Source organism: Vibrio superstes (assembly GCF_003569005.1).
GTDB lineage: Bacteria > Pseudomonadota > Gammaproteobacteria > Enterobacterales > Vibrionaceae > Vibrio > Vibrio superstes.
In genome coordinates, this window is the sequence record NZ_BCUR01000004.1 from 1,979,988 (window position 1) to 1,996,819 (window position 16,832).

The following is a 16,832-nucleotide window of genomic DNA, read 5'->3' on the forward strand; positions in this document are numbered from 1 at the left end:
CTTGATTACCTGATTGAAGGTGAAATCAAGACAGTTTAGATTCGATAAATTGTAAGGCTTCTTCTACCACTTCTTCAATAGAAAGTTCTGTAGAATCAAGCACTAAAGCGTCTTCCGCCGGACGTAAAGGTGCAACCGCTCTATTGCGATCGCGATGGTCACGTTCTTGGATCTCGCTTAAAAGGTGGTCAATACTAACGCCTAAGCCCTTGCCTTGCAACTGATTAAAGCGTCTTTGTGCACGTTCCTCAGCGCTGGCATCTAGGAAAATCTTTGCCACTGCGCTAGGGAAAACCACTGTTCCCATATCACGCCCGTCGGCAACCAAACCTGGTTCAGCTTGAAACGCTCTCTGACGGCGCAACAAGGCCTCTCTAACACGAGGCAAAGCAGCAACTTTAGAGGCTGCCATTCCTGTTTCTTCTTTTCTTAGTTCGCTCGAAACATCTTCACCTTCCAGTACAACCTGAACGAGGTCGCCCTGAGCGATAAATTGCACATCTAAGTGCGTCGCTAGTGGTACCAAGGCATCTTCTGATTCAATATCAACACCGTGGTGAATTGCCGCTAGCGCTAGGACACGATAAATCGCACCTGAGTCGAGTAATTGGAAGCCTAACTTTTCAGCCAACATCATACATAAAGTGCCCTTACCCGCCCCACTTGGGCCGTCTACGGTAATGACAGGAGAAAGAGAAGACATATTTACTCCAGATGTTTTTCTTGTTGTTATGGGTCTTTGCCCTAAGTGCGTCTCTTTGAACGCGCGGCATATTATAGAGGTAATTACCCCACTCTGCGAGTAATAACACAGAAGATTATACAAGGATGGCTCGCAGGCTAGGTAACCTAGAGAGAGCTATAATAAAACAGTCATAAAAAGGGAGTTTTTATGCCAAATTTATTCTCAGATATTCCCAATGATTTGCCCAACGAGTTATTTAATGACCTACTCAATAATAAACACATCCGCATTGAGCGGATTATCTCTCATGGGCACACCTCACCAGACAAAGGTTGGTATGACCAAGAAGAGCACGAGTGGGTGATCGTGTTAAAGGGAGAAGGTGAAATTGAGTTTGGAAGTGGCAATACTGTAAAGCTAGGCGTTGGGGAGTATCTCAATATCCCTGCTCATGAAAAACATAGGGTGGTCTGGACCACCCATGAAGAGCCAACCCTATGGCTCGCGGTCTTCTATCGCTAGTGCTTAAAGCGTTAATCGCCTAGGCGATTATATCGCTAAACGATTGGGCGTTGACCACGCTGAAACCACTTTAGCAGCACTGAATCGGTCGCTTCTGCAGCCGCTTTTCCAAACTTGTCTGCCAGCTTCTTCTTCTGCACATAATGAACTGCCAGTACAGTTTTATCCTTGCACGCCTCTACCACTAAGTCATCGGATGTTTGCACCTTATCTATCAAACCAAGATCAAGGGCTTGGCTACCATACCAATGCTCACCGGTTGCGACTTTCTCTAGTTCAAGTTCTGGGCGACGTTCACGGATAAAGTCTTTAAACAGCACATGGGTTTCTTCCAATTCTTGTTTAAACTTCTCGCGCGCTTTGTCGGTGTTTTCACCAAACATTGTCAGAGTACGCTTGTACTCACCTGCGGTCATTTGCTCAAACTCAATATCGTTCTTTTTCAGAAGCTTATTAAAGTTAGGGATTTGAGCGATCACACCAATTGAGCCCACAATAGCAAACGGAGCACTGACTATCTTATCTGCCACACATGCCATCATATAACCGCCACTAGCCGCAACTTTGTCCACCGAAATGGTCAATGGGATATTTGCCGCTTTGATGCGATCCAATTGTGAAGCCGCCAAGCCATAGCCGTGCACCATACCGCCGCCAGACTCTAGGCGCACTAACACCTCATCACCTTCACGAGCACACGCAAGTATGGCCGTAATTTCTTCACGAAGATTGGTCACTTCTTTCGCATCAATACTGCCAATAAAGTCCAGTACAAATAAATGCGGTTTACGCTTGGTGTCTAACTCGCCACCTTTAACCGCTTCTTTGATCTCTTTGCCGCGCGCTTTTTCTTCTTCTTTACGCTTCTTTTTCGCCGCTTTATCACGAGCCTTGATAAACGCTTCATCGTGCAGATGATGCTCCATCAGTTCGATATTTTGCTCATGTTGCTCAGATAGGTTGGTCACCTCTAGTGATCCCTTTGTGCCTGATTTAGTTGATGCTGATTTTGCAATCACCAAAACCACAATAATCGCGGCGACAAACGTAACAATTTTGGCCAAAAACAAGCCGTAATCTAACAAAAATTCCAATGTCTTATCCCTGAAGATGAATATTGTTGTATTGTAACGTCCTATTCATATTCGTTAAATCAAAACCGCATACAAAAGGACTCAGATTGTGGATTACGCAGTAGCAACTGACGCTTTAAAAGACAAAGTTATTCTAGTAACGGGGGCTGGAGACGGCATTGGTAAACAAGCAGCCCTCTCTTACGCCCAGCATGGCGCCACTGTTATTTTGCTTGGCCGCACCGTCAACAAGCTAGAGAAAACGTACGATGACATTGTTAGTGCAGGCTATGCCGAGCCAGCTATTGTCCCATTGGATATGCAAGGCGCCACCAAACAGCATTACATTGATATGGCTGAAACCATTGAGGGACAGTACGGTCGCTTAGACGGCTTACTGCACAATGCAGGTGTGCTAGGCATGATCAGTCCGTTTAACCAAATTGAAGAAGATACCTTTGACGAAGTAATGCAGATCAACGTCAAGGCGCAATTTTTAATGACCCAAGCCCTACTACCGTTAGTTAGAAAAGCCGAGTTTGGGCGCATTGTATTTACCTCGTCAACTGTAGGTCACATTGGGCGTGCGCTGTGGGGCAGTTATGCCATTTCCAAATTTGCGACCGAAGGCATGATGCAAGTCCTTGCGGATGAATTAAGCAATACTAATGTGCGCATCAATGCCATCAACCCTGGCGCTACTCGCACGTCAATGCGCGCTGGCGCGTATCCCGCAGAAGATTCAGCAACCCTTAAGACGCCGCTGGATATCATGCCACTTTACCTCTATCTGATGAGTGAGCAGTCTCAGGAAATCAGTGGTTTATGTGTAGACGCTCAACCCAAATAGTTGAGATAACTCACAAGGTACGCTTTGTAACTCCACCCTAGCTGACTTGCTGCTTGAGAGATGCTAAAGATAGACTAAGAAACCCTGTGCAATAAGGAGTAGCTATGCGTACCGTTTTGATTACTGGTGCCAATCGAGGGATTGGCCTTGGTCTTACCATTGCGTATTTAAAAATGGGGACGAGTGTTGTTGCCACCTATAGAAACGAAGCCTCCAGTGAAGAGCTTCTTAGTCTTTGTGAAAAGTACGATAACTTGCGTGTAAGGCATCTAGATGTCACTGATTACGCTGCCGTTAGCGCATTCAAGAATGAATTTGAGCAGCTGGACCTGCTGATCAATAACGCAGGTTACTACGGTCCTAAAGGTTGCAGCTTCGGTGACACCGATGTTGATGAGTGGCGAAAGGTATTAGAAATAAACACCATCGCACCTCTGAAGCTAGTGGAGGCATTATATCCTGTGCTTGAACAGAGCAGTGAGAAACGCATTGCAATCCTCTCCTCTCGTGTCGGTAGTATGCAAGAAAACACCTCTGGTGGTGGCTACATTTATCGTTCGTCAAAGGCTGGGGTTAATTCTGTCGTAAAAAGCCTGCACAACGACTTGAGCCCACAAGGCTATACGCTGTTGGCGCTGCACCCAGGCTGGGTGAAAACTCGCATGGGCGGACCCAATGCACTGATTGATGTTAACCAATCAGTTGCAGGCTTGGTTGAAGTGATAGAAGGATCTGGAGATCAACAATCCGGCGGTTTCTACAACTACGACGGTCAAACTATCGCTTGGTAAGCTGTTGGCAAACACTTTCTAATCACGCAAGCCCCGTTATTTAGCGCCGCCTTTCGAGTAAGATTTCTTCTTACTGGTGCGGCGCTTTTTAAAGGCGGGCTTTTTCACTTCTGGCAAAGAGCGCAAGGAATCTGGGACAGGACCTGATTTGGCGGTATCCATTAGTTGAGACAGTTGCTGCTGCAGTTGACTAATAAAGGGGTGATAGGCCTGCTTTTTCTCGGCCATATCTTGTAGCTGCTTTTCCCAATTCGCGGTCAAGTCTGGATATGTCGAGAGATCTGGTAATGCTTGCACAAGGCCTCTTCCCGCAGGGGTGCTCAGTACGGATTTACCACTTCTCATCAAGAGCGAGCGCTTAAATAAGGTGTCTAGAATACCTGCGCGAGTTGCCTCAGTACCTATGCCATCCGTCTCTCTCAAGATTTTTTTTAGTGAATCGTCTTGAACAAATCGCGCAATACCCGTCATTGCCTGAAGTAGTGTCGCTTCGGTAAAATGCTTAGGTGGCTCAGTTTGCTTTTGTTTGATCTCGCCTTCTCGGCAGATCAATTCTTGTCCCTCTTGCAGCGCTGGGACTAACGGAGCCTGATCTTCCTTATTATGACCATTAGCACCTTGGCGGGCAGGAAATAATACCTTCCAGCCAGGCAGGGTTAACTGACGACCAGAGGCCACAAACCTTCCACCTTGGATATCAAATTCAAGCTTAGATTCAGCGTATTCCGCCGATGGGTAAAACTGCATCAGATATTGGGTTGCGATTAACTGATAGACCTTAGACTCTTGCGCAGGCAAACTGCTTGCCTTTTTCGGTGTCGGGATGATGGCATGGTGAGCATCAACCTTGGCATCATTCCATGCCTTAGAGCGCAGAGACAGATTGGCGTTATCCACCGCTACTTTGTGCTCTGAAGAGTTTGCTAAGATTGCGGCGCAAACAGAAGACGCTTCTTTAAAGTGCTCTTTAGGCAAATAACGACAATCCGAGCGCGGGTAAGTGATCACCTTATATTTTTCATAGAGAGACTGACAGAGATCTAGCACCTGCTGTGCACTCATGCCATAGCGTTTAGAAGCATCAATTTGTAGGGCGCTCAATGAATAAGGCAAAGGCGGCGCTTGCTTGGTCTTTTTCTGCTCTGACTTGACCACTTTAGCGGGCTGGCCCTTGATTCGGTTGGCTACATTTTCCACCAAAGGGCGGCTTAATACGCGGCCATCTTCATCTTGCCACTTTGCGCATGCCTCGCTTGGCACCCATTTAGCTCTGATATCATAGGCTTGGGAACTGTCTTGATACGGTATCAAGGCATGTAAGGTGAAATAGTCTCGCGGTACAAAGCGTTCAATTTCCAGATCGCGACGCACAACAAGGCCAAGAACCGGTGTTTGTACTCGGCCAACGGACAACACCCCGTTGTAGCCGGCTTTTTTACCTAATAAGGTATAGGCACGTGACATATTCATCCCATACAACCAATCAGCACGTGAGCGAGCTAAAGCGGATACAGATAAAGGCACGAACTCTCGGTTACTGCGCATACTAGAGAGCGAGCGCTTAACGGCTGCAAGGTTTAAATCGCTGATCAACAAGCGTTGGGCAGCTTCCTTTTTAGTTTTACTTACCTTGCAATAGTCAAAGACTTCATCCACCAGCAATTGCCCTTCTCTATCGGGGTCGCCAGCATTAACGATTTGTTTTGAGGATTTAAGAAGCTTTTTGACCACAGCAAGCTGCTTAGCAGCGCTTTTGCGAGGGCGTAGTTGCCAAGCATCGGGAATGATGGGGAGATCCGCCAGATCCCACTTTTTATAACGAGGATCATAAGCGTCGGGCTCAACTTGTTCGAGAAGGTGACCAATACACCAAGTGACAACGTCGCCATTTCCACATTCAATGTACCCTTGCCCATTCTTATGGGGTCTGGGAAGTGCGGCGGCGATTGCGCGACCTAGGCTAGGTTTCTCTGCTACAAAAAGTCGAGTCATAAGGAAATTAACTGAAAATAGATTACTGGATAAATATACATACCCAGTAATCTAAGTGCAAGAATGATAAAGGGATTACGCCTGGTAAATAACGCTCAGGATAGGGCTATAGATATTCGACGAACTTATCAAGATCTCGCTCGGGCGCTCTGGCTGGAGTGCACTCTGATGTACCTAAATATAAAAAGCCTACAATCTTGTCTTGTCCTTCAAGACCAAACGCCTTAGCAACATTGGGATCAAACATCCAAGTCCCCGAACGCCAAAAGCCCTGAAAGCCTTGGGCAACGGCTGCCATTTGCATCGTCTGTACAGCGCAACCAGCCGATAAGTACTGCTCAAACTCAGGCACTTTTGGATGTGGCTTGGTTTTCGCAATCACCGTAATCACCATAGGCGCTCGAAATGGCGCCTTAGACAGTTTCTCTATTACTGCTTCCTCAGCCTTCGCTGCAGTTGCCGCTGATACCAAGATATCAGCCAGTTTTTGTAGCCCTTCACCTTGTGAGATAACAAAGCGCCATGGGGTTATTGCCCCGTGATCTGGCGCCCTTAAACCGGCTCTTAAGATATTATCAAGTGCCTCTCCACTTGGGGCCGGCGCAGACAGTCTCGCGATAGAGCGACGGTTTAATAATAGATCGAGTGCTTCCATGTATTTTTCATTCCAGAATCAGTTTTACATTACTCGAATGAGTGTAACATCTAAATGAGACTAGATCTTAATTGCAATCTCAAACCCTTGACGAATAGCGCGAACGGCATCAAGTTCACCGGCTTCACTTGCCCCGCCAATGACATGAACGTGGCCTTCTTTTTCCGCCCATTTATCTTCAAAAGGTCTTACCGACTCTTGGCCAGCACACACCACCACACTATCGACATCTAGGGTTTGCGACTCTCCCTTAACAGATAGATGCAATCCAGTCTCATCCAGCTTCTCATAACTAACCCCGCCAAGTAGATGAACTCCGCGTTTTTGTAGCGTCGCTCTGTGTACCCAGCCGGTTGTTTTTCCTGGTCCCTTGCCAACGGTGCCGTCGCGACGTTGCAGTAACCACACTTCTGTTTTGGAATGGATCTCAGGGAAAGGATACAAGCCACCGTCATGCTTGTACTCTTGATCTATCCCCCATTCATGCATCCACTCTTGTAGCGAATAACGACTAGGTTCTGTGAGCATGGTCGCCACATCAATGCCTACCCCACCTGCGCCTATCACCGCCACCTTGTCGCCGACATAACTTTTCTCGCGAATTAACGTTTGGTAGTCATACACCTTGGTGCTTTCTGCTAAGCCTTCAATCTTGACCTGTCTTGGCTTAACGCCAGTGGCCATGATCACATCGTCGTATTCTTTCAGCACTTGCTCAGTTGCTTCCATATTCAGAAGCAAATTCACGCCATACTTATCCAGCTGGTTGGCAAAGTAACGTATGGTTTCTCTAAACTCTTCTTTGCCTGGGATCTGCATCGCCAGTCTAAATTGACCGCCGATCCTATCGCTCTTCTCGATAAGGTCCACTTGGTGCCCGCGCTTGGCACAATACAAAGCAGCACTGAGTCCTGCCGGTCCCGCGCCGATAACGGCTACACGCTTGCTTTGCGTGGCCTTAATAATGGGATACTCGGTCTCGTAGCACGCTCTAGGGTTGACCATACAACTGGCACGTTTGCCCCCGAAGGCATTGTCTAAACAGGCTTGGTTACAGCCAATACAGGTATTGATTAATTGCGGCTCGCCGTCTGCAGCTTTGCGGATGAATTCAGGATCAGCAAGGAAAGGCCTCGCCATTGACACCATGTCCGCGGCGCCCTGCGCGATGATTTCTTCAGCCTGCTCTGGGCTGTTGATTCGGTTGGTTGCTATGACAGGGATAGATACATGCGGTTTGACCTTGTTGGTCACCCAAGTAAAAGCGCCTCTTGGCACTGAGGTGACTATGGTCGGAATGCGCGCTTCATGCCAGCCTATACCAGTGTTGATTATAGTGACGCCAGCTTTCTCGAGCTCTTTAGCCAGCAAAATCACATCATCTAGGGTGCTCCCCTCCTCAACCAAATCCAGCATCGAAAGACGGAAGATAATAATAAAGTCATCTCCTGCAGAACGACGAATAGCCTTCACTATTTCAAGCGGAAAGCGCATACGGTTCTTATAACAACCACCCCAGTTATCAGCGCGCTTATTGGTGCGCTTACAGATAAATTGATTAATTAGGTAGCCTTCAGAGCCCATGACCTCAACGCCATCGTAGCCCGCCTGCTTCGCTAAGGCTGCACTGTTGGCGTAATCTTCGATAGTATTTTCTACCTGCCTTGAGCTCATCTCACTGGGTGCAAACTTAGCAATAGGAGCTTTAGCTGGAGTAGAGCTTTGAGTTAAAGGGTGGTAGCCGTAACGCCCAGCATGCAGCAATTGAAGGGCTATTTTACCATCGTAGCGATGCACAGCTTCGGTGATCACCTTGTGCGCCTCAGCGTGTTTTGGTCGGCTAAATTGTGCAGCTGTTGGATAGAGACGACCACGCAGGTTAGGAGAGAAGCCCCCGGTTACTATTATACCTACTCCGCCTTTGGCACGTTCCTCGTAAAAAGCCGCCAGCTTTTGCAGGCCTTTTGCACTGTCTTCTAGCCCTGTGTGCATTGAGCCCATTAAAACTCGGTTTCTTAATTGGGTAAAACCTAGGTCAAGTGGTCGAAGTAGGTTTGGGTACATAGCATCCCCTGTTTGCTTAATTCATCCTGGTCTGACCACGATAAAACGGGTTCCCTCATATGGCAAATATATTTTTACAATTCCGCAACATTCGTTAAGGTAATCACAATCTTTGCGATTAACGTATACGATATCTAAGAGTGCAGAATAATCTGTCACAGCAAACCTGTAGGTCTATGATTTTATTTGACTCTTTTGAGCAACATTTCGCACTGAGAGGTTTGTGATTGGACCGATTATCACTTAGCATTAAGAATCATTTCCCCTAAATCTCTGATTGTTGAAGGATCAGGCGGAGAACACAATGAAAACACTGTTTCGCTTCATCGGTAAGATAATTAAAGGCATCTGGAAGGTCATCACTTTCATTCGCCTCGCTCTCGCCAACCTTTTATTCATCGCAGCTATCGTCTTTATTTACTTCAGCTTCTCGCAGATTAGCTCCAAAGATGAAGCTGTTCCTGTCGAAAAAGAGCCCAAAGCTCTAGTGCTGAACATCTCTGGGAAAATCGTCGAACAGCGACGCTTCGTAAATCCTATGGATTCGTTAACTGGCTCGCTACTGGGTAACGAGATACCTCGAGAAAATGTGCTCTACGACATCAGAGAGACTATTCGCCATGCGGCTTCAGATGAAAACGTTTCAGGTCTTGTCCTCAGCTTGAAGAAAATGCCAGAAACGAATCTTACCAAGCTACGTTATATTGCTAAGGCGCTTAATGAATTCAAAGCCAGCGGAAAACCTATTTACGCCATTGGAGATTTCTACAACCAGAGCCAATATTATCTAGCGAGTTATGCCGATAAAATCTACGTAGCTCCAGATGGTGGCGTATTACTTCGCGGATACAGCTCTTATTCTCTTTATTACAAAACCTTGCTAGAAAATCTAGACGTTACGACGCACGTCTTTAAAGTGGGGACTTATAAATCCGCGGTTGAACCCTTTACTCGCAACAACATGTCTGCACCAGCCAAAGAAGCGGCTAGTGTTTGGCTAGGCCAACTTTGGGGAGCCTATGTCGATGATGTTGCCAGCAACAGAGGCATTGAAAAATCTGTGCTCAATCCAAGTATGGATACCTTCTTGAAGGAGTTTGAGCAAGCTGATGGCAGCCTAGCTCAGTTAGCAATGCAACTCGGTATGGTCGATGAATTAGCGACTCGCCAACAAGCAAGAGACGCGATGATCGAAGCCTTTGGGGGCGATGATGAAAATGGCTTTAAATCGGTTGGGTATTACACCTACAAAGACGAAGTGATCCAAGAGCCCGCACTTACTGATAATGAAATTGCCATCGTTGTCGCCAGTGGCGCCATTATGGATGGCCCACAGCAAGGCAATTCGGTGGGCGGTGATACGACAGCCGCACTGATTCGAAAAGCTCGCCTCAATGACGACGTCAAAGCATTGGTACTTCGCGTTGACAGTCCAGGAGGTAGCGCTTTTGCTTCTGAGGTGATTCGAAATGAACTGATTGCATTCAAGGAAACAAATCGTCCAGTCGTTGTGTCTATGTCTAGCCTAGCCGCATCTGGGGGATATTGGATTTCGATGTCTGCCGACGAAATCATGGCGCAACCAACAACCTTAACGGGCTCCATTGGTATCTTTAGTGTGGTGACCACCTTTGAGAAAGGCTTTAACAAGTACGGGGTCTACAGCGATGGATTAGGTACTTCTCCCTTCTCTGGTATTGGCATTGCTTCCGGTCTAAACGACGGAGCGAAGCGGGCTATGCAATTAGGTATCGAAAATGGTTACCGACGCTTTACAGGCCTTGTCAGTGAGAATCGAGGCATAGATGCGAACGCCGTTGAAAAAATAGCGGAAGGACGCGTTTGGACTGGTCAAGATGCGGTGGATAAAGGCCTTGTGGATTCTATCGGTGATTTTGATGACGCCATTGCTCGCGCAGCAAGCTTAGCGGAGATAGATACTTACTCCCTTAATTGGTTACAGAAATCTTTGTCACCTGCTCAGCAGTTTTTGCAGGACTTCAGCAAGCGAATCTCCGTCTCTTTGGGTCTAGACGTTAATATGTGGCTTCCAAGCGCATTACAGCCTATTGCCTCGCAAGTTCAGCAAGATCTGAGCGTGATGCAACAGTTTAACGATCCAAACGGTTACTACACCTTGTGCCTGCCCTGCCAAGTACAATAGGCATTTAAATAGTAAGTACTAACAGCCAAAGCCCAGCATTACGCTGGGCTTTGTTATACTTGAAGCAGTGTCATATTGCTTGAGCCCTTAAATCCGCTATACTTCGCCCCCATCAGTTACCCGTAAAAAGCACCTGTCTTTATGTCTCAGCAGAACACACGTAAACACATTTATATCGCGTATACCGGTGGTACTATCGGTATGCAAAAATCAGCAAACGGCTATGTCCCTGTGGCAGGTTTCATGGAGTCACAACTTGCTGGTATGCCGGAGTTTAATCGTCCAGAGATGCCAGAGTACACTATCCACGAATACGCGCCTCTTATCGACTCTTCCGATATGACCCCTGCTGATTGGCAACAAATTGCCGACGACATTAAGCATAACTACGACAAGTACGATGGTTTCGTGATTCTGCACGGTACCGATACCATGGCGTATACGGCGTCTGCACTGTCGTTTATGTTGGAGAACCTTGGTAAGCCAGTAATAGTGACAGGGTCTCAGATACCTCTTGCGGAACTGCGCTCAGATGGTCAAGCCAATTTGCTAAATGCCCTGCATATTGCTGCCAACTACCCAATCAATGAAGTTACCTTATTCTTCAATAACCAATTGATGCGCGGTAATCGAAGTACTAAATCGCATGCCGACGGTTTTTCAGCATTTACCTCGCCCAACCTTCCTCCTTTGCTTGAGGCTGGTATCAACATTCAGGTGAGCTCTATTGCAGAAGTGGATAAGAAGCCCGTCGGTGAATTCAAGGTACACACGATAACTCCGCAACCTATCGGTGTTATCACTATGTATCCGGGTATTTCCCATGAGGTAATTCGCAATACATTGCGCCAGCCTGTGAATGCAATGATTTTGCTGACCTTTGGTGTGGGTAATGCTCCGCAAAACCCGCAGTTGTTAGCACACCTTAAAGAAGCCTCAGAGCGTGGGGTTATTGTGGTTAACCTCACCCAGTGTCTCGCAGGCAAGGTGAACATGGGTGGCTACGCAACAGGCTGTGCCCTCGCTGACTCTGGAGTGATCAGCGGCTACGACATGACTCATGAAGCGGCCCTCGCTAAGCTTCACTTCCTTCTAAGCCAAGGTTTGGACTACGAAGAGATCAAGGTTCAGATGCAGCGAGTACTGCATGGTGAGATGAGTTTGTAAGACTAGAATCTTTGGGATTTGTTTTTGTCTCGAGCTTTCTTTCAATGAAATGAGCCGACCAATATTCGTTGAGTCGGCTTGCTTCTACCCTACCCATCTTTTGTCCTGTCCGCCTTTAACAGTCATAACAGTAAGTGCTATTGTCATCCTATCCAACAGAACAGGGTAAGCCGGTTATGCGTGATACAGTCTTATTTGATATTAACGAAACGGTTCTAAGCTTAGCGCCACTCAAACCTAAATTTGCAGCCTATTTCGGCAGTGTGGATTATGCCGAAACCTGGTTTTCTATGTTGCTACATAGCTCAACTGTCACCATCGTCACTGGGGTCAAATCAGATTTTGCGACTCTTGCAAAAATTGCCCTGCAAACGTTAGCCTCAAAAAAACAACTCTCCCTCGGTGAAGCCCAACAAACAGAAATATTGTCTACATTTGCAAACCTTCCCGCCCATCCAGATATAAAACCGGCATTGATTTGGCTTAAAGACAATGGTTATCGCACCGTTGCCCTGTCCAACTCATCCTCTAAATTAATCACCACACAGATAGAGAATGCCGGACTCACTGAGTATTTCGACCAAGTCATTTCCGTCGAAGAAACAGAAAGCTTCAAGCCATGTGTGGATGTATACCACTATGCAGCATCAAAGGTGAACCGCTCGATCCAGGACCTAAGATTAGTAGCAACGCATGATTGGGATACCCATGGGGCGATGACGGCAGGAATGCGCGCCGCTTACATCAACCGAAGCGGCGCAATCTATCATCCGTTATACAAAAAGGCGGAGATAGTTGCTGACAACATGCAGCAACTGGTCGAGCAGATAGTAAAAATTGACGATGAGTTGAAGGCTTAACTAACGACCACTGATTAATCGACTTTCACCTTAGTGATCGTTTCTTCGTTGTTAAATTGGCGCTTTAATTCACTCTTAGATTTAAAACTGATTTCTCCCCCTGCTGCCACCGTCATGTGCTGCGCCTCGGTATTATTCTTACTTTGATACAGCATTACCGCCTGCTGACAGTAGGCTCTTTGCTCTTCACTCAACGTTGTCCCTTCAGGCCAGCGGCCCGTTTCTACAGCAAAGCAAAGTCTTTGATATGCCTCAGGGGTAATGGCATCGACCATTTGCTCTAAATCCGGAATAGTTTGACTCATTGTCTCCCTCCTGTGTTGTTTTATGTTGTAACAAAGTTACCACAATGATTAACCTTGCTCATTATCCTTGTTGAACACTAAGGATATCGAGTTCACACAATAGCGCTCTCCGGTGCTAATAGGGCCGTCAGGAAACACATGTCCCAGATGACTATCACAATTAGCACAGCGGATCTCTACGCGTTTCATGCCGTGACTGTTGTCTTCCAAATAGCGAATCGCATCATTAGACACTGGTGCATCAAAGCTTGGCCAACCACAACCTGAGTCGTACTTATTATCTGATTTAAACAGCAAAGTCTTGCAACAAGTGCATGCGTAATCGCCGGTCGCTTTGTTGTGCAATAGTTTTCCACTATAAGGCGCTTCAGTGCCCTGCTCTCTGCACACACGATATTGTTCTTCTGATAATTCCTGACGCCATTCTTGGTCTGATTTTCTACTATCACTCATACGTAAAACGAGTCCCTGCTTCCCTAATTAAAATTTATCATTACTTTTTGGCAGTGGATCACTTGCCTCGTCCGATGTTGTAGCACATACTTTCTTCCACTTATGTGAAAGAGATAGAAATTCGCGCTTCAATATCAGTTTTTTGTTGCGCAACACGCACTTATTGGACATTACCTCGTCAAATGAGTGCAATAAACCACCATCTGCAGGCCTAAGTACGATAAGAAAGTATTTTTTTTTGACTTTAAACAAAATAAGCTGGATTATCTGTTGCAGAAGGAAACTGAGTTTTGTAATTTTACTACCAGTTTAAAATTAATCTGACATAAAAGTTGTGGAGCAACAATAATGACTATCAAAGTAGGTATTAACGGTTTTGGCCGTATCGGCCGTTTCGTTTTCCGTGCAGCACAAGAGCGTAACGACATCGAAGTAGTAGGTATCAACGACCTAATCGACGTAGAGTACATGGCTTACATGCTTAAGTACGATTCAACTCACGGTCGTTTCAACGGCACTGTTGAAGTTAAAGACGGCAACCTAATCGTTAACGGTAAAACTGTACGTGTAACTGCTGAGCGCAACCCTGAAGATCTTAAGTGGGACGCAATCGACGTAGACGTTGTTGCTGAAGCAACTGGTCTTTTCCTAACTGACGAGACTGCTCGTAAGCACATCACTGCAGGTGCTAAGAAAGTTGTTCTTACTGGTCCTTCAAAAGACGCAACTCCAATGTTCGTTAGCGGCGTAAACTTCAACACTTACGCTGGTCAAGACATCGTTTCTAACGCTTCTTGTACTACTAACTGCCTAGCGCCAATCGCTAAAGTTCTTAACGACAAGTTCGGCATCGAGTCTGGTCTTATGACTACAGTTCACGCTACTACAGCAACTCAAAAAACTGTAGATGGTCCTTCTGCTAAAGACTGGCGCGGTGGCCGTGGTGCTTCTCAGAACATCATCCCATCTTCAACTGGTGCAGCTAAAGCTGTAGGCGTTGTACTTCCAGAAGTAAACGGCAAACTAACTGGTATGGCTTTCCGCGTACCAACTGCTAACGTTTCTGTAGTTGACCTAACTGTTAACCTTAAAGAAGGTGCATCTTACGAAGCTATCTGTGCAGCAATGAAAGAAGCTTCTGAAGGCGAAATGGCTGGCGTTCTTGGTTACACTGAAGACCAAGTTGTTTCTCAAGATTTCATCGGTGAAGTTTGTACTTCTGTATTCGATGCTAAAGCTGGTATCGCACTTAACGACAAGTTCGTTAAAGTTGTATCTTGGTACGACAACGAAATCGGCTACTCAAACAAAGTTCTAGACCTAGTTGCTCACATCTCTAAGTAAGCATTGGCTAAGAAATTTGCATGAAGGCGGCTCTCGAGTCGCCTTTTTTTTGTCAAAAATTTAGGGCAATAATTACAACTGCACATCCAACCGTGCATCACAATACGCCCTAATTTAGTGAGAACTCAATATGGATGTATATCAACTACCCGCAATAGCGGTCCTCTCTGACAACGTCACCATCGTTCAGCAAGACGAGCTTCAAATTGTTCGCGTCATTCACGAAAAAGCTTCTGCTGCCATTGCGCTTCACGGCGGTCACGTCATCTCTTTTAAGCCACAAGGCCAACACGACCTTATCTGGATGAGTGAACAAGCCCTATACGATGGTAAAGCAGCATTGCGTGGCGGGATCCCTGTATGCTGGCCATGGTTTGGCCGAATTGCAGCACCTGCACACGGGTTTGCTCGTAGCTCACAATGGAAACTTATCGAGCACAGAGAAAATGAAACCGGTGTTATTGTGAGTTTAGGTCTAAGCACCTCTGAGGAGACGCTAGCAGTATGGCCTCATCAATTTGAAGCTGTGCTGAACGTAGAAGTAGGTAGCGAGCTAAAGGTTAGTCTTGTAATGACTAACACTGATGAAGCCGACTGGCGCTTCTCTGGCGCACTTCACACCTACCTTAATATCTCTGATATCAATAACGTTGAAACACGTGGTATGGGCCCTGAGTATATCGATAGCCTCAACGAGGCGAAACTGACTCAAGGCGGCGACGTACTCACCCTTACTGATACCATCGACAGAGTTTACACTCAGCCTAAGCCGCTTATCACCTTGGGCGATCCTGGCTTTGAGCGTGAGATTGTCATTGAAAACCAAGGTTCTAATTCAGCGGTGATTTGGAATCCTTGGGCTGAAGGTGCTCAATCAATGGGCGACATGCAAGACGATGGTTACAAAACCATGCTGTGCATTGAAGCCAGCCAACATGCCCCAAGTATCGAGTCAGGCACGATTGTTAAGCCTGGTGAGAGCTACACGTTGTCTACCACCATCGGTTGCAAGTAAACACCTATGAGTGACTCTAGATTCAATCCTAGAGTCACTTCTTATAATCATCGTCTCTATCTTCGATAGCGACTACTATCTGCATACCATTTTTCGAATCCAGTTATTATGATCTACGCCTGCCCTCTTTGTTCACAACCTTTAGCCCTAGAATCTCGAACGCTTAAATGCCCTAACAATCATAGGTTCGATAAGGCTAAGGAAGGCTACGTAAATCTGATGCCCGCCCATCACAAGCATTCAAAGAATCCAGGTGACAGCAAAGAGATGATGCAAGCTCGTAGAGTCTTTCTAGAATCCGGTCACTATCAAAATCTTCATCAGCAATTAGCGGCAACCGTAAGTAGGTGTGTAAAAGACATCGAAGCTCCAACGATATTGGATATAGGCTGCGGTGAGGGCTATTACACCAATGAAATCGCCCAAACACTTCCCGATGACGCTGCAGTCTATGGTTTGGATATCTCCAAAGTGGCCGTGCGTTATGCGTCTAAACGCTACGCAAATTGCCATTTCAGTGTTGCATCAAGCTACAAACTGCCCTTTAGCGATAACAGCCTAGATATCATTGTTAAAGTTTATGCACCCAGTAAACAAGAAGAACTGCTACGCTGCCTAAAGCCTAATGGCCTATTAATTACCGTAACCCCTGGCGCAAGACATCTATATCAGCTTCGCGAACGTATATATCAAGAAGTCCGTCTACACGAAGAAGAAGCAGATGAATTTGTAGGGCTAGAGTTAGTGGAACAAACTAAACTCAATTATCAGATGCAGCTAGAAAAAGGCTTAGCGTTTGAGTTTCTGCAAATGACACCCTTTGCTTGGAAGGCGTCTAAGGAATTGCAAGCAGAGCTCAAAGAATGTGACACCTTTGAGTGTGTGTGAGACA

The 16,832-nt window shown here is 46.4% G+C and carries 16 protein-coding genes; 9 read left to right on the forward strand and 7 right to left on the reverse strand.

Annotation, left to right across the window (positions count from 1 at the left end):
* Positions 1-25: 25 nt before the first annotated feature.
* On the reverse strand, positions 26-703 hold the full coding sequence (gene cmk / locus D5I41_RS17070; protein WP_119010838.1) for a (d)CMP kinase: 678 nt from the start codon (positions 701-703) through the stop codon (positions 26-28).
* Between the two features lie 189 nt (positions 704-892).
* Here cmk and D5I41_RS17075 point away from each other — a divergent pair, with 189 nt between their 5' ends.
* Positions 893-1,207: a cupin domain-containing protein gene (locus tag D5I41_RS17075; protein WP_119010839.1), complete on the forward strand. Its 315-nt coding sequence runs from the start codon at positions 893-895 to the stop codon at positions 1,205-1,207.
* 35 nt (positions 1,208-1,242) lie between these two features.
* Here D5I41_RS17075 and sohB read toward each other — a convergent pair whose 3' ends face one another.
* A complete protein-coding gene (sohB, locus tag D5I41_RS17080; protein WP_119010840.1) occupies positions 1,243-2,301 on the reverse strand; it encodes a protease SohB in 1,059 nt (352 codons plus the stop codon).
* 88 nt (positions 2,302-2,389) lie between these two features.
* Between sohB and D5I41_RS17085 the strand changes: the two genes are divergently transcribed.
* On the forward strand, positions 2,390-3,130 hold the full coding sequence (locus D5I41_RS17085) for a YciK family oxidoreductase (RefSeq protein ID WP_119010841.1): 741 nt from the start codon (positions 2,390-2,392) through the stop codon (positions 3,128-3,130).
* Positions 3,131-3,234: 104 nt separating this feature from the next.
* Positions 3,235-3,921: an SDR family oxidoreductase gene (locus D5I41_RS17090; protein WP_119010842.1), complete on the forward strand. Its 687-nt coding sequence runs from the start codon at positions 3,235-3,237 to the stop codon at positions 3,919-3,921.
* A 36-nt stretch (positions 3,922-3,957) separates the two neighbouring features.
* Here D5I41_RS17090 and D5I41_RS17095 read toward each other — a convergent pair whose 3' ends face one another.
* From D5I41_RS17095 to D5I41_RS17105, 3 genes are all read right to left on the reverse strand, one after another.
* Positions 3,958-5,913 carry a DNA topoisomerase III gene (locus D5I41_RS17095; protein ID WP_119010843.1) on the reverse strand — a complete coding sequence of 652 codons (1,956 nt, stop codon included), beginning with the start codon at positions 5,911-5,913 and terminating at the stop codon, positions 3,958-3,960.
* Between the two features lie 106 nt (positions 5,914-6,019).
* On the reverse strand, positions 6,020-6,568 hold the full coding sequence (locus D5I41_RS17100; RefSeq protein ID WP_119010844.1) for an NAD(P)H nitroreductase: 549 nt from the start codon (positions 6,566-6,568) through the stop codon (positions 6,020-6,022).
* Positions 6,569-6,628: 60 nt separating this feature from the next.
* Positions 6,629-8,632, reverse strand: coding sequence for an NADPH-dependent 2,4-dienoyl-CoA reductase (locus D5I41_RS17105; RefSeq protein ID WP_119010845.1), 2,004 nt, complete (start codon positions 8,630-8,632; stop codon positions 6,629-6,631).
* A 304-nt stretch (positions 8,633-8,936) separates the two neighbouring features.
* On the opposite strand from D5I41_RS17105, the gene sppA reads away from it, so the two are divergent.
* The 3 genes from sppA to D5I41_RS17120 all read left to right on the forward strand — a co-directional run bounded on the left by sppA (position 8,937) and on the right by D5I41_RS17120 (position 12,823).
* Positions 8,937-10,796, forward strand: a complete 1,860-nt coding sequence (gene sppA / locus D5I41_RS17110; protein ID WP_119010846.1) for a signal peptide peptidase SppA — start codon at positions 8,937-8,939, stop codon at positions 10,794-10,796.
* 141 nt (positions 10,797-10,937) lie between these two features.
* The gene (gene ansA / locus D5I41_RS17115) at positions 10,938-11,963 is read left to right on the forward strand and encodes an asparaginase (RefSeq protein ID WP_119010847.1); all 1,026 of its coding nucleotides are present in this window, start codon (positions 10,938-10,940) and stop codon (positions 11,961-11,963) included.
* Between the two features lie 176 nt (positions 11,964-12,139).
* Positions 12,140-12,823 carry a haloacid dehalogenase type II gene (locus tag D5I41_RS17120; protein WP_119010848.1) on the forward strand — a complete coding sequence of 228 codons (684 nt, stop codon included), beginning with the start codon at positions 12,140-12,142 and terminating at the stop codon, positions 12,821-12,823.
* Between the two features lie 14 nt (positions 12,824-12,837).
* Here D5I41_RS17120 and D5I41_RS17125 read toward each other — a convergent pair whose 3' ends face one another.
* Both D5I41_RS17125 and msrB read right to left on the reverse strand, forming a co-directional pair.
* Positions 12,838-13,128 (reverse strand): YeaC family protein, encoded by a 291-nt coding sequence (locus tag D5I41_RS17125; protein ID WP_119010849.1) that lies wholly within the window; start codon positions 13,126-13,128, stop codon positions 12,838-12,840.
* A 48-nt stretch (positions 13,129-13,176) separates the two neighbouring features.
* Positions 13,177-13,581, reverse strand: a complete 405-nt coding sequence (gene msrB / locus D5I41_RS17130; protein WP_119010850.1) for a peptide-methionine (R)-S-oxide reductase MsrB — start codon at positions 13,579-13,581, stop codon at positions 13,177-13,179.
* A gap of 348 nt (positions 13,582-13,929) precedes the next feature.
* Between msrB and gap the strand changes: the two genes are divergently transcribed.
* From gap to rlmA, 3 genes are all read left to right on the forward strand, one after another.
* Complete coding sequence (gene gap, locus D5I41_RS17140; protein ID WP_119010852.1) at positions 13,930-14,925, forward strand: type I glyceraldehyde-3-phosphate dehydrogenase; 996 nt, start codon at positions 13,930-13,932, stop codon at positions 14,923-14,925.
* A 130-nt stretch (positions 14,926-15,055) separates the two neighbouring features.
* Positions 15,056-15,940: a D-hexose-6-phosphate mutarotase gene (locus tag D5I41_RS17145; protein ID WP_119010853.1), complete on the forward strand. Its 885-nt coding sequence runs from the start codon at positions 15,056-15,058 to the stop codon at positions 15,938-15,940.
* Positions 15,941-16,048: 108 nt separating this feature from the next.
* Positions 16,049-16,828: a 23S rRNA (guanine(745)-N(1))-methyltransferase gene (gene rlmA, locus D5I41_RS17150; RefSeq protein WP_371860107.1), complete on the forward strand. Its 780-nt coding sequence runs from the start codon at positions 16,049-16,051 to the stop codon at positions 16,826-16,828.
* The last annotated feature ends 4 nt before the right edge of the window (positions 16,829-16,832 follow it).

Excerpts from the sequence above, each read along its gene's own strand:
- D5I41_RS17100 (WP_119010844.1), bottom strand. The coding sequence starts at position 6,568 with ATGGAAGCACTCGATCTATTATTAAACCGTCGCTCTATCGCGAGACTG.
- D5I41_RS17125 (WP_119010849.1), bottom strand. The coding sequence starts at position 13,128 with ATGAGTCAAACTATTCCGGATTTAGAGCAAATGGTCGATGCCATTACC.
- sppA (WP_119010846.1), top strand. The coding sequence starts at position 8,937 with ATGAAAACACTGTTTCGCTTCATCGGTAAGATAATTAAAGGCATCTGG.
- ansA (WP_119010847.1), top strand. The coding sequence starts at position 10,938 with ATGTCTCAGCAGAACACACGTAAACACATTTATATCGCGTATACCGGT.
- D5I41_RS17145 (WP_119010853.1), top strand. The coding sequence starts at position 15,056 with ATGGATGTATATCAACTACCCGCAATAGCGGTCCTCTCTGACAACGTC.
- D5I41_RS17075 (WP_119010839.1), top strand. The coding sequence starts at position 893 with ATGCCAAATTTATTCTCAGATATTCCCAATGATTTGCCCAACGAGTTA.
- D5I41_RS17095 (WP_119010843.1), bottom strand. The coding sequence starts at position 5,913 with ATGACTCGACTTTTTGTAGCAGAGAAACCTAGCCTAGGTCGCGCAATC.
- D5I41_RS17105 (WP_119010845.1), bottom strand. The coding sequence starts at position 8,632 with ATGTACCCAAACCTACTTCGACCACTTGACCTAGGTTTTACCCAATTA.
- D5I41_RS17090 (WP_119010842.1), top strand. The coding sequence starts at position 3,235 with ATGCGTACCGTTTTGATTACTGGTGCCAATCGAGGGATTGGCCTTGGT.
- D5I41_RS17120 (WP_119010848.1), top strand. The coding sequence starts at position 12,140 with ATGCGTGATACAGTCTTATTTGATATTAACGAAACGGTTCTAAGCTTA.
- msrB (WP_119010850.1), bottom strand. The coding sequence starts at position 13,581 with ATGAGTGATAGTAGAAAATCAGACCAAGAATGGCGTCAGGAATTATCA.
- gap (WP_119010852.1), top strand. The coding sequence starts at position 13,930 with ATGACTATCAAAGTAGGTATTAACGGTTTTGGCCGTATCGGCCGTTTC.
- cmk (WP_119010838.1), bottom strand. The coding sequence starts at position 703 with ATGTCTTCTCTTTCTCCTGTCATTACCGTAGACGGCCCAAGTGGGGCG.
- rlmA (WP_371860107.1), top strand. The coding sequence starts at position 16,049 with ATGATCTACGCCTGCCCTCTTTGTTCACAACCTTTAGCCCTAGAATCT.